Raw genomic sequence first — 12420 nt, forward strand, 5'->3', positions numbered from 1 at the left:
AAGGATTGACGCCGCAGTGCCGCAGGCATCGTCGGGGGCGGGCCAGTGAAACCTGTTTTTCCTCCGAGTCACGCTGCGTCGTCCCCCACTGACCCAACGGAGGAAAACACCACATGAGCTTCGGCGACCCGAACAACCCTTACGGCCAGCCCCCGCAGGCCCCGCAGGCGCCCTACGGGCAGCAGCCCCCGGTGCCCCCGCAGGGCGGCCCCGGCTACGGCTACCCGCAGCAGCCGCAGGCCCCGCAGCAGCCGTACGGCTACCCCCAGCAGGGTCAGGTCCCGCCGCAGCAGCCGTACGGCGGCTACCCGCAGCAGGCCGGCTACGGCATGCCGGGCATGCCGCAGGGTTACGCGAGCTGGGGCGCGCGCGTGGGCGCCTACCTCATCGACTACCTGATCGTGGGTCTGCTCCCGACGATCCTGTACTTCGTCGCCCTGGCCATGTCCGCCAGCGCGGCGACGGTCACGCCGGACACCTCGTCCTGCCCGCCGGGCGACATCCAGTGCATCAGCGACGCCTACAACAAGGCCGCGGACACCGCCACTCCGGTCGGCTCGTTCGTGCTCATCGCGATCGCCGGTCTGATCGGCCTGGCCGCCGGTCTGTTCGTGCTCGCCAAGGAAGGCAGCACCGGCCAGACCCCGGGCAAGAAGGCCCTGGGCATCCGCCTCGTCAAGGAGGCCACCGGCCAGCCGATCGGCTTCGGCATGGCCTTCGTCCGGAAGCTCTGCCACATCCTCGACGGGTTCTGCTGCCTGGGCTACCTGTGGCCGCTGTGGGACGAGAAGTCGCAGACGTTCGCGGACAAGATCGCCGGCACGGTGGTCGTCAAGTCCCAGTAACGCACCGGCATTCCGGCCGGGGCACCGCCCCGACGGACGTGCGCCACTCCTCGAAGGCCCCCTCGCAACAGCGCGATCGGGGCCTTCGCGGCTCCGTTCAAGTCGCCTGAAGGACACCGCTCGTGAGCTACCCCAACCCCAACCCCTACGGCCCGCCTCCGGGCCAGCAGCCCGGCCAGCCCGGCTACGGCTATCCCCAGCAGCCGCCGCAGCCCTCGCCGTACGGCCCGTACCCGGGCGGCCCGGTGCCCGGCATGCAGCCGCAGTACCCGACGGTGATGCCCGGTGGCGTCAAGGCCGCCCGCGTCATGCTGTTCGTGCTGGCCGGGCTGAACCTCATCGGCCTGGTTCTCGCCGTGATGGGGCTGGGCGGCGTCAGCAAGGCGTCGCACAGCGCCTCGGCGTACACCACCAGTGACGACATCACGGCGATGAACATCGGCAAGGGCGTGCTGATCGCGGTCATCGTGATCATCGTGATCTTCACCGTGACCGCGATCACCCTGGCCGCGCAGTTCGCCAACGGCGGTTCCGGCGTCCGCATCGGCACGATCGTCTACGGCGTGGGCAACATCATCCTGAGCCTGCTCACCTTCCCGCTCGGCCTGGTCCACACGGTCCTGGGCATCCTGGTGCTGGTCTTCGTCTCCAAGGACGAGGGCAACGCCTGGTTCAACCGGCCGCGTTACTGACGCGCCGCGCCAACGGCGAAGGGCCGCACCCCCGAGGCGGGGGTGCGGCCCTTCGGCGTACGCGATGCGGCTCAGTGGAAGAAGTGCCGGGCGCCGGTGAAGTACATCGTCACGCCGGCCTTCGTGGCGGCCTCGACGACCAGCTCGTCACGGATCGAACCGCCCGGCTGGACGATCGCCCGGACGCCGGCCGCGATGAGGATCTCCGGGCCGTCGGGGAACGGGAAGAAGGCGTCGGAGGCCGCGTACGAACCCCGGGCGCGCTCCTCGCCGGCCCGCTCGACGGCCAGCTTGCAGGAGTCCACGCGGTTGACCTGGCCCATGCCGACGCCCACCGAGGCGCCGTCCTTGGCGAGCAGGATCGCGTTGGACTTCACCGCGCGGCACGCCTTCCAGGCGAACGCCAGCTCGGCCAGCTGCTCCGGCGCCAGCGCCTCACCGGCCGCCAGCGTCCAGTTGGCCGGGTCGTCGCCGTCGGCCTGGAGGCGGTCGGTGACCTGCAGCAGCGCACCGCCGTCGATCTGCTTGACCTCGACCGGGGCGGCCGGGGCACCCTCGGCGCGGAGCACCCGGATGTTCTTCTTCCGGGCGAGGATCTCGACCGCGCCGTCCTCGTAGCCGGGCGCCACGATGACCTCGGTGAAGATCTCGGCGACCTGCTCGGCCAGTGCCACCGACACCGGGCGGTTGACGGCGATCACACCGCCGTACGCGGAGACCGGGTCGCAGGCGTGCGCCTTGCGGTGCGCCTCGGCGACGTCCGCGCCGATCGCGATGCCGCAGGGGTTGGCGTGCTTGATGATGGCCACACAGGGCTCGGCGTGGTCGTACGCGGCCCGGCGCGCGGCGTCGGTGTCCGTGTAGTTGTTGTACGACATCTCCTTGCCGTGCAGCTGCTCGGCCTCGGCCAGCCCGCCCTCGCCGGTCACGTACAGCGCGGCGCCCTGGTGCGGGTTCTCGCCGTAGCGCAGCACGTTCTTGCGCGCGTACGTCGCACCGAGGAAGTCGGGGAAGCCGCTGTCGTCGGCGGCCGCGTAGTCGTCGGCGAACCAGGAGGCGACCGCCACGTCGTAGGCGGCGGTGTGCTGGAACGCCTCCGCGGCCAGCCGCTTGCGGGCGGTCAGGTCGAAACCGCCGTCACGGACCGCGGCGAGCACGTCGGCGTACCGGGCCGGGCTGGTGACGACCGCGACCGAGGGGTGGTTCTTGGCGGCGGCCCGGACCATCGAGGGCCCGCCGATGTCGATCTGCTCGACGCACTCGTCGGGGGTGGCGCCGGAGGCGACGGTCTCCCGGAACGGGTAGAGGTTCACGATCACCAGGTCGAACGGCTCCACGCCCAGCTCCGCCAGCTGCTGCCGGTGGGCGTCCAGGCGCAGGTCGGCCAGGATGCCGGCGTGCACCTTCGGGTGCAGGGTCTTGACCCGGCCGTCGAGGCACTCGGGGAAGCCCGTCAGCTCCTCGACCTTGGTGACCGGCACCCCGGCGGCGGCGATCTTCCCGGCCGTCGACCCGGTCGAGACCAGCTCGACGCCCGCCGCGTGCAGGCCCTGGGCCAGCTCCTCCAGCCCGGACTTGTCGTAGACGCTGACCAGCGCGCGGCGGATGGGCCGCTTCGTACCTTCGGCGGTCACGAGATACGTACCTTTCGTCCCTCAATGCGGTAGCCGTGCCGGGCCAGATGCCCCACGACCTCGACGAGCAGCGATCGCTCGACTTCCTTGATGCGCTCATGCAGCGCGGCTTCATCGTCCTCGTCCCGGATCTCGACCACGCTCTGCGCGATGATCGGGCCGGTGTCGACCCCGTCGTCGACGAAGTGGACGGTGCATCCGGTGACCTTCGCGCCGTACGCGAGGGCATCGCGTACGCCGTGGGCACCGGGAAAACTCGGCAGCAGCGCCGGGTGGGTGTTGACGATGCGGCCGCCGAACCGGGTCAGGAACTCCTTGTCCAGGATCTTCATGAAGCCGGCCGACACCACCAGGTCCGGCTCGTACGCGGCGGTCGCCGCGGTCAGCGCGGCATCCCACTCCGCGCGAGTGCCGTGGTCCTTGACCCGGCAGACGAAGGTCGGCAGGCCCGCCTTCTCGGCCCGCTCCAGGCCCGCGATGGCACCGCGGTCCGCGCCCACGGCCACGATCTCGGCGCCGTACTCCTCGGCTCCGCGGGCGGCGATGGCGTCCAGCAGGGCCTGGAGGTTCGTGCCCGAACCGGAGACGAGCACGACGAGGCGCGCCGGACGGGCGGGCCCGGCGGGTCGGGCGGGCGGGGCGGGGGGCGGGGACGAAGCCACGGCGGGGCTCTTTCTCGATCTCGCGTGCAGTGAGCTCACATGCTTTGTGTGGTCGTACAAGACCGCGGGTACCGCAAATCCGGGGAACCCTACGAAGGCGCCGACCGTCAGCAACGATACCGGCACACCGAGCGGCCCCCGCGGGACGGGGGCGGGGACGGGAGGTAGCGTCGGGCGTGAGACTGCACGCAGTTCGTGGTATCCGGGCGCCGGTCGCGAAGGCCCGCGTACGGACGAGACAAGGGGAAGACACACTCCAGATGACGGACCGACGCCGCCGCGCGGCCCTCCTGCTCCCTCCCCCGGCCACCGCTGGGAGGCACCCCCGGCCCGCCACCGCCCCCGGGGTGGTGCTGCTGCCGCGCGGCCGCATGACGTCGTCCTCCGGTCCCTCCTCTCCGGGCCCCGACCGCGACAACCCGTTCGCGCCGCCGCCGGCCGGCACCCCCGACCAGGAATGGCGGCCCCGCCATCCGGGCCCGTACACCCAGGGCCAGGACCAGGCTCAGGGCCAGGACCAGGACCAGGGAGAGGGGCAGGGCCAGGACGGCGGCGACCGGCCGCAGCCGGGACCGGACGAGCCGGCGCCGAGCTGGGGCAGCCAGTGGAGTCCCCGGCAGCCGGGCCGGCAGAGCGGCGGCTTCGGCACCCGCCCGGGCAGCCGCAACAACCAGCCCGGCGGCGGCCCCGGCGGCCCCGGCAACCTCCGCTGGGACCCCACCGACCCGGCCCAGCGCCGGGCCCGCTACGCCCTGCTGGCCGGCATGTGGGCGTTCTTCTTCGTCCTCTTCAGCCTCTCCGAGGTCGCGCTGCTGCTCGGTGCGCTGGCGATCTACTGGGGCATCAGCGCGCTGCGCGCCAAGCCGGACCCGGCGAAGGCCGCCGCATCGGCGACCACCGCCGCCATGGAGGGCCGCCCCGCCCCCCACCGGCCGTCCGCCCAGGGCCCGCGCCCCGGTGCCGCCGCCGGCACCCGGCCGCAGGTCACCGCGGCCGTCGGGGGCCTGGTGACCGCCTCGCTCGCGCTGATGCTGGTGGCCGCGACGTTCACCGTCCAGATCGTCTACCGCGACTACTTCACCTGCGTGAACGACGCCCTGACGCAGTCGTCCGGCAAGTCCTGCGAGAAGCTCCTGCCGAGGGAGCTGCGGCCGCTGCTGAGCGTGGAGGAGTAACCCCGCACCACGGCGGCCGACCCGGTCGCTCAGCCCCCGGGAGCCGCGGCGGCCGCCGCCTTGCCGTCGGCCGTCGCCTCCCCGTCGGCCGTCTCCTTGCCCTCGGCCGCCGCCTCTCCCTCTGCCGGCGCCTTCCCGTCCGTGGTCGCCTTCCCGTCCGCGGCCGTCTCCCCGCCTGTGGTCGTCTCCCCGACCGTCCCGTCGGTCGTCGCGGTGACGCCGTCCGCCGGTGCCGCTTTCCGGGTGCGCCGGAGCTGCCAGGAGCGCAGGGCGAGGGCGCCGGGGACGCCGGTGAGGGCGGTCCAGGCGGCCGCCGCGAGGCCGGTGCGCCAGCCGCTCGGGCCGAACGCGGCGAGCGCGCCGTGCCCGAGCGCCCCGCCGGCCAGGCCCGCCAGCACCGCCGCGCCGACGCCGCACAGCAGGGCCGCGAACGCCGCGACACCGGCCGTCCGCCGCCACGGCCAGGGCGCAGGCCAGGACTTCGACCAGGGTCCGTCCGCGGAAGCTGGGTCCGTCGCCATACGGGCCACCGAGCGGGCGAGCCAGATCCCGGCGGCCACCGGCAGCACGGCCACCGCCCAGGTCAGCGGCGTTCCCGGGCCCACCTCCGGCACCCCGCCGAGCAGCGGCAGCCGGGGCACCGGGGGGTGCGCCGAGGCGCCCAGCGGGCCGATCGTGCTGCCGGCGCCCAGCGTGAACCCGGGCCCCAGCCCGTAGGCGGCGCCCCAGACCGCCGCGTTCGGGAGCAGCAGCAGGCACAGCAGCAGCACCGTGGCGCGGCTCGCCCAGTCCGGGGCGAGCGTCAGGAGGTCGTGGCGCACCCGGCCGCCGTGCACCGCGAGCCCGACGAGAGTGAGCAGGGCGCCGCCCACCAGCAGCGCCACGAGGCCCACGCCGGCGGCCCGGCGGGCGGCGGCGAGGCGGTGGCCTCCGAAGGCGGTCCGCAGTCGGCGCGGCACCTTCGCAAGGACCCGTCGGACGCCCTCGGGTAGCAGGGCGGCCCCGCCGTGCCCCAGGACCCGCCAGGTGGTGACGGCCATCGTGGCGACCGCGGTGCCCGGGACGTACAGCAGCACGCTGAGCGGGTCGGCGGCCAGCCGGCCGACCGAGGCGTAGCCCAGAGCGGCGCCCGCGACCAGCAGATATCCGGTGAGCAGCGCGCCGAGCAGGGTGCGCGGCGCGGTCGGGCCGGCCGACGGAGCGGGGTCGTCCGCGGTGGCCAGGGTGTGCCGGGCGGCCCGGTGCAGCAGCCACACCGGCAGGACGGCGAGCAGCAGCGGGGTGAGCGCCACCGGTGCCGGAACGGCCGAGTGCGGCACGTCCCGTACGAGGCCCCCGCCGTGCGCCAGCAGCCACAGGTCCGCGGCGAGGTGCAGCGCCCGCGACAGGCTGGTGTCGGGATAGGGGGCGGCGACCCACAGCAGCAGCACCGCGACCGTCAGCGCGCCGAGGCCGAGGCCGGCGGCGGTCACCCCGCCGAGGAAGGCGGCGCCGAGCGCGGAGGAGCGCCGGGTCGCGGTCCGGCCGGACGGGGACCATGCGGGGCCGCTGCCGAGGTACTCGCTCACGCCGCCATGCTGCCAAGAAAGCGAATTTCCACCACGTACCGGCGAAATGATCGTCGTGTCGCACGTGTCGTGACTGATGCCGGTTCGCCGCTTTCCACACTGCTGTGCATGACCGCGCACGCCTGTCCGCCCGCTGCCGGGCGGTCCCCCGCCGCCACCGCCTTCGACGCGCTGCACACCCGGCACGCCGCCGCGCTGACCCGGCAGGCGTACCTGCTCACCGGGCAGCCGCGGCTCGCCCGGCGGGCCGTACGGCACGGCTTCCACCTGGCCTGGCAGCGGTGGCCGGAGGTCGCGGTGGCCCCGGACCCGGCGGGCTGGGTACGGGCCGCGGTGTACGACCACGCACTGCGGCCGTGGCACCGCCTGGTGCCGGGAGGGCGGACGGCCGCCCGTACGCAGCACCAGGCGCCCCGGGACGACGCGGACCGTGCGCTACGGGAGGCGATCACCGCGCTGCCCGCCCCGTACCGGCGGGTGCTGCTGCTCCACGACGGCCTCGGGCTCGGCCTCCACGCGACCGCCGCCGAGGTCGAGGCCAGCACCCGGGCCGCGGCCGGACGGCTCACCCACGCCCGGGACCTGCTCGCCGCCCGGCTGCCCGAGCTGGGTCTCGCCGGCCAGCCGCCGGCGCGGCAGGGCGCGATCCTGCGGGACCGGCTGGCCGCCCTCCTCACCGGCCCGGCGGACGACGGACCCGCCACCGGGGAGCCGCCGCTGACCGGTGCGCAGGTACGGGCCGGCGGCGAGCGCAGCGCCCGCCGGACGACCCGGGCCGCGTTCGGGCTGACCGGACTGTTCGCGCTGGTCACCCTGTCCGTCGCGGTCACCACACCGGACCACTACACCGCGCCGCCGGTACCGCCCGTCGCGAAGGCACCGGCCACCCGCCATCCCGGGTCCGGCACGAGCCGGGCCGTGCACCGCACCCACCCGGACCAGGCCCGGCTTCTGCCCGAGGTGCGCTGACCGGCCCCCGGAAACGGGAGCGGGCCCGCACCCACCAGGGGTACGGGCCCGCGTCCGGTTGCACGGCGAGCACTGCGCCGCAGGACGGGTCCGGCGGTGCCGACGCCGCGCAGGCCGGCAGCGCGTCTGCCGGGCTCGGCCGAGGTCAGCCGACGAGGATCTCGCGGGCCAGCCGCGCGGTCTCCGACGGGGTCTTGCCGACCTTGACGCCGGCGGCCTCCAGGGCCTCCTTCTTCGCCTGGGCGGTGCCGGAGGAGCCGGAGACGATGGCGCCGGCGTGGCCCATGGTCTTGCCCTCGGGCGCGGTGAAGCCCGCGACGTAGCCGACGACCGGCTTGGTGACGTTGGCCTTGATGAAGTCGGCCGCACGCTCCTCGGCGTCGCCGCCGATCTCGCCGATCATCACGATCAGGTCGGTCTCCGGGTCGGCCTCGAACGCGGCGAGCGCGTCGATGTGCGTGGTGCCGATGACCGGGTCACCACCGATGCCGACGGCCGACGAGAAGCCGATGTCGCGCAGCTCGTACATCATCTGGTAGGTCAGCGTGCCGGACTTCGACACCAGGCCGATGCGGCCGGGCTTGGTGATGTCGCCCGGGATGATGCCGGCGTTGGACTGGCCGGGGGTGATCAGGCCGGGGCAGTTCGGGCCGATGATGCGGGTCTTGTTGCCCTTGGCCTTCGCGTACGCCCAGAAGGCGGCGGAGTCGTGGACCGCGATGCCCTCGGTGATCACGACGGCCAGCGGGATCTCGGCGTCGATCGCCTCGACGACGGCGGCCTTGGCGAAGGCCGGCGGGACGAAGAGCACGGAGACGTCGGCGCCCGTCTTCTCCATCGCTTCCTTGACGGAGCCGAAGACCGGGACCTCGGTGCCGTCGAAGTCGACGGAGGTGCCGGCCTTGCGCGGGTTGACACCGCCGACGATGTTGGTGCCGTCACCCAGCATCAGCTTGGTGTGCTTCATGCCAGTGGCACCGGTCATGCCCTGGACGATGACCTTGCTTTCCTTGGTGAGGAAGATAGCCATGGTTGTTAGTGTCCTCGTCCCTCTTACTTAGCGGCCAGCTCGGCGGCCTTGTCGGCCGCGCCGTCCATGGTGTCCACGCGCTGCACCAGCGGGTGGTTGGCCTCCGACAGGATCTGGCGGCCCAGCTCCGCGTTGTTGCCGTCGAGGCGCACGACCAGGGGCTTGGTGACCTCTTCGCCCTTGGACTTGAGCAGCTCCAGGGCCTGCACGATGCCCTTGGCGACCTCGTCACAGGCGGTGATGCCACCGAAGACGTTGACGAACACGGACTTCACGTCCGGGTCGCCGAGGATGATCTCCAGGCCGTTCGCCATGACCTCGGCGGAGGCACCGCCGCCGATGTCGAGGAAGTTGGCGGGCTTGACGTTGTTGTGCTGCTCGCCGGCGTAGGCGACGACGTCCAGGGTGCTCATGACGAGACCCGCGCCGTTGCCGATGATGCCGACCTGGCCGTCGAGCTTGACGTAGTTGAGACCCTTGGCCTTGGCGGCAGCCTCGAGCGGGTTGGCTGCGTCCTTGTCCTCCAGGGCCTCGTGCTCCGGCTGGCGGAACTCGGCGTTGGCGTCCAGGGACACCTTGCCGTCGAGGGCGATGACGTCACCGCTGGCGACCTTGGCGAGCGGGTTGACCTCGACGAGGAGCGCGTCCTCGGCGATGAAGGTCTTCCACAGGGTGACGAGGACCTCGGCGACCTTCTCGGCGACCTCGGCCGGGAACTGCGCCTGGGCGACGATCTCGCGGGCCTTCTCGATGGAGACGCCCTCGTTGGCGTCGACCGGGACCTTGGCGAGCTTCTCGGGGGTCGTCGCGGCGACCTCCTCGATGTCCATGCCGCCGGCCACCGAGGCCATGGCCAGGAAGGTGCGGTTGGTGCGGTCGAGGAGGTACGAGACGTAGTACTCCTCGGCGATCTCCGGTGCGGTCTCGGCGATCATCACCTTGTGGACCGTGTGGCCCTTGATGTCCATGCCGAGGATGTCCGTCGCGCGGGCGACGGCCTCGTCCGGGGTCGCGGCCAGCTTGACGCCACCGGCCTTGCCGCGGCCGCCGACCTTCACCTGCGCCTTGACGACGGACTTGCCGCCCAGCCGCTCGGTCGCCTCGCGGGCCGCCTCAGGCGTGTCGATGACTTCACCGGCCAGCACCGGTACACCGTGCTTGGCGAAGAGGTCCCTCGCCTGGTACTCGAACAGGTCCACGCGCGTCCGTCCCTTGTCTTCTCAGAATCGCCGTAGTGATCGCGGTTCGTTGTCTGCGATGGGCGTGCCGCGAAGGGCAACGTGACGGCGCTGTCACAGGGGAGGCGTATACACGGTGACCGGATACGCGGCATGTCCGTCTCGCAGGTTATCGCCGCAGGACTTGAGGTCCTAAATCGCAGATCACACTCCAGCGGTGATTACGGTCACAGATGCTTTGGCCACGCTCGGTCTCCGCCCGGTTTTCGGCGCGTGGATCATGGAGTGGGGCCGTCCCGGTGCCGGACCACCGCGCCCTCTCAACTCCCCTTATTCATCGGTGAGTTGGCGGCTCGCGCGAGAGAGAGGCGCGACCGGTGACCGAGCGGCCGGGGCTTCGCCCCACTCGCGGCTCTCCTCCCCTTTTCTCAACTTTTTCTCGCTTTAACGGTGCGCTCACCCGCCGGTACCGGCGTTTATGCCGAAGCTTCCCGACCCCGGAACACACGGAAGCCGGGCGGCCCTCCCCCACAGAGGACCGCCCGGCTGCTTTCCGGGTGCTCCGGTGCCCGGCCGCCGCCGCGGCCGGAACCGGTGTAGTCGGCCTACCAGCCTCAGACGCCCTGGACCGGGAGGGCCGGCAGGACCGGGAGCGCCGGGACGCCGGCGGCGTCGGTCAGGTCACCGGGCACGGCCGGGACGGCCCGCGCCGGGGCCGCGCCCCGCACACCGGCGACGGCCTGGGTGACGGTGGCCCTGCCGTCGGCCACGACGACGGTGACCAGGCCCTCGGCGAACGGAGCGACCGCCGCGCCGGTGCCCTGCGCGAACAGCTGCGCCCGGCTCCCGACCACGATCCCGAACGGAACGGTCCGGCCTGCCGCGTCACCGGCGAGCCGGCCCGCGCCGCCGACGGTCTTCTTGACGGCCTTCAGGGCATGCTTGGCCTGCTTGGCCTGCTTGGCCTGCTTGGCCTGCTTGGCCTGCTTGGCCTGCTTGGCCTGCTTGGCCTGCTTGGTGGGCTGCGCGTCGGTGGCCTTGGTCAGCAATCCGGTGCCGGACGTGGGCAGGTGCAGGCCCTGGGTGGGCACCCCGCCGCCGAGGACACCGGTGGCCTTGCCCGCCACGTCGCCCACGGTCTTCTGCGCGGTGCCGGTGACGGTGCCGGTGCCGGTGGTGGTGCCGGTGGCGGTGCCCGCGGCCTTGGTCGCCGTACCGGTCACGTCACCGGTGGGCAGCTGCTGGGTGGCGCTGCCGGTCGCCGCGGCGGTGGCGGGCAGCTCCGGGGTGCCGACGGGCAGTTCGGCCGCGTTGGCGGCGACCGAGCCCAGCGCCCACAGACCGGTGGCGGCAGCGGCGACGACGACGGCGCGACGAATGTTCGTACGCATGGAAATGAAGTCCTTTGAATTCAGAAGGGTGAAGGGCAGACCTGTCCCGCCCCCGCGCGGCAGGTCCGGTCGAGACGCGGAGCGGTCTGCCCTAGCCCGGGAATTCGAGGATTTCTTCGGCACGGCGGCGCGTCGGGGCGCCGTCGGCCGTGCGGACGCCACCGGGTAGCAGCCGGAAGCGCGGTGCGTCCGCCGGTGCGGCGGCGTGCTGGTCCCCGCCGCGGGGACCCTGCTGGTCGCCGGCGGAGTGCGGGGTGGGCGCCGTCGGACCCTGCGGGAGCTGCTGCTCCGGCAGGCCGGGACGGTCCGCGTCGCGCTGACCGGAGACGGTGGACGGCAGGTCCGGGGCGTTCTGCTGGGCCTTCCCCTGGACGCAGTACGCCGGCGGGACGACGTCGAAACCGCCGTCCGGACCCACGGACCGCGCACCGGACGGCCGGTCGCCGCCGGTCACGCCACCGCCGTGCGGCGAGCCGCCGCCGGCTCCGGGCCGGCCCGGGCGCTCGACGGACGGCAGCTGCACGGGCAGCGCACCGCCGAACGCGTCGCCGAACGCGTCGCCGAACGCGTCACTGATCTCGCGCACGGCACCGGTCACCGGGCGGGTGACCGTGCCGGCGACCGGCCCGGCCTGCTCGGCGGCGGGCCGTACGGCGTCGGCGAGTGCGCTGCCGGCGGTGTCCGCGTGCGCGGTAAACCGGGCGCCGGCTGCGGCGCCCTCCTGCTCGACGGCCGTACCGGAACCGGCCGAGCGGTGCGCCCAGGACTCGTGGTCCGCACGCTCGGCCGCCCCGTACCGGGTGGCGGCCCGGTACGGGGTCGTCCGGCCCGCGGACGACCGGCCCGTGCGGGCCCGGTCTCCGGCGGTCCGGTCAGTGGCGCCCGTGGCGGTCCGACCCGTGACGGGCTGGTCCGTGACGGGCCGGTCCGTGACGGGCCGGGCCGCGGTGGTCCGCTCGCAGGCGGTCGGCGCCTGCGTGGGCGTCTGTGCCTGTGGGTAGGTCTGCGTGTGCGCGTGGGTCTGCGTGTACGTCTGCGTGTGTGCGTGGGTCTGCGTGTGCGCGTGGGTCTGCGCCGGGGACGTGGTTTCGGACGGCGCCGGCGAGCCCGCACGGTCGTCGGCATGGGCGCCGGGTCCGAAGGCGAAGCCGAGGACGGCGAAGCCCACCAGGAAGAGCCCCGCCAGCAGCGCGCGCCGCACGGCCACCGTGCGCGACAGGCGCACAGGTCCGGGCAGAGCGAACGCAGCAGACAAGGAGGGGCCTTCCCATACGGA

11 protein-coding genes are annotated in these 12420 nt (G+C 73.5%); 4 read left to right on the forward strand and 7 right to left on the reverse strand.

From position 1 onward, the window contains the following. The first annotated feature begins 113 nt into the window (after positions 1-113). On the forward strand, positions 114-845 hold the full coding sequence (locus ACZ7MX_RS07190; RefSeq protein ID WP_362139577.1) for an RDD family protein: 732 nt from the start codon (positions 114-116) through the stop codon (positions 843-845). A gap of 122 nt (positions 846-967) precedes the next feature. Then, positions 968-1537, forward strand: coding sequence for a hypothetical protein (locus ACZ7MX_RS07195; protein WP_472130094.1), 570 nt, complete (start codon positions 968-970; stop codon positions 1535-1537). Positions 1538-1608: 71 nt separating this feature from the next. Here the strand turns inward: ACZ7MX_RS07195 and purH are convergent, their stop codons facing one another. Together purH and purN are read right to left on the reverse strand one after the other, a co-directional pair. Continuing rightward, positions 1609-3171, reverse strand: coding sequence for a bifunctional phosphoribosylaminoimidazolecarboxamide formyltransferase/IMP cyclohydrolase (gene purH, locus ACZ7MX_RS07200; protein WP_472130096.1), 1563 nt, complete (start codon positions 3169-3171; stop codon positions 1609-1611). Continuing rightward, a complete protein-coding gene (gene purN, locus ACZ7MX_RS07205; RefSeq protein ID WP_472130098.1) occupies positions 3168-3833 on the reverse strand; it encodes a phosphoribosylglycinamide formyltransferase in 666 nt (221 codons plus the stop codon). The genes purH and purN overlap by 4 nt, the downstream gene beginning before the upstream one ends. Positions 3834-4093: 260 nt before the next feature. Here purN and ACZ7MX_RS07210 point away from each other — a divergent pair, with 260 nt between their 5' ends. Beyond that, a complete protein-coding gene (locus ACZ7MX_RS07210; RefSeq protein WP_472130100.1) occupies positions 4094-5008 on the forward strand; it encodes a hypothetical protein in 915 nt (304 codons plus the stop codon). A gap of 29 nt (positions 5009-5037) precedes the next feature. Here the strand turns inward: ACZ7MX_RS07210 and ACZ7MX_RS07215 are convergent, their stop codons facing one another. Next, complete coding sequence (locus ACZ7MX_RS07215; protein WP_472130102.1) at positions 5038-6576, reverse strand: cell division protein PerM; 1539 nt, start codon at positions 6574-6576, stop codon at positions 5038-5040. 108 nt (positions 6577-6684) lie between these two features. Between ACZ7MX_RS07215 and ACZ7MX_RS07220 the strand changes: the two genes are divergently transcribed. Beyond that, positions 6685-7545, forward strand: coding sequence for a SigE family RNA polymerase sigma factor (locus tag ACZ7MX_RS07220; protein ID WP_472130104.1), 861 nt, complete (start codon positions 6685-6687; stop codon positions 7543-7545). 145 nt (positions 7546-7690) lie between these two features. On the opposite strand, the gene sucD is transcribed toward ACZ7MX_RS07220, so the two are convergent. The 4 genes from sucD to ACZ7MX_RS07240 form a co-directional block, all read right to left on the reverse strand. Further along, entirely contained in the window at positions 7691-8575 is an 885-nt protein-coding gene (gene sucD, locus ACZ7MX_RS07225; protein WP_030413993.1) for a succinate--CoA ligase subunit alpha, read from the reverse strand. Positions 8576-8598: 23 nt separating this feature from the next. After that, complete coding sequence (sucC, locus tag ACZ7MX_RS07230) at positions 8599-9774, reverse strand: ADP-forming succinate--CoA ligase subunit beta (RefSeq protein ID WP_472130106.1); 1176 nt, start codon at positions 9772-9774, stop codon at positions 8599-8601. A 593-nt stretch (positions 9775-10367) separates the two neighbouring features. Then, positions 10368-11144: a hypothetical protein gene (locus tag ACZ7MX_RS07235; RefSeq protein WP_472130108.1), complete on the reverse strand. Its 777-nt coding sequence runs from the start codon at positions 11142-11144 to the stop codon at positions 10368-10370. A 91-nt stretch (positions 11145-11235) separates the two neighbouring features. Continuing rightward, positions 11236-12369 (reverse strand): hypothetical protein, encoded by a 1134-nt coding sequence (locus ACZ7MX_RS07240; protein WP_472130110.1) that lies wholly within the window; start codon positions 12367-12369, stop codon positions 11236-11238. Positions 12370-12420 lie beyond the last annotated feature (51 nt).

The organism is Streptomyces sp. NPDC107765 (genome assembly GCF_055657085.1).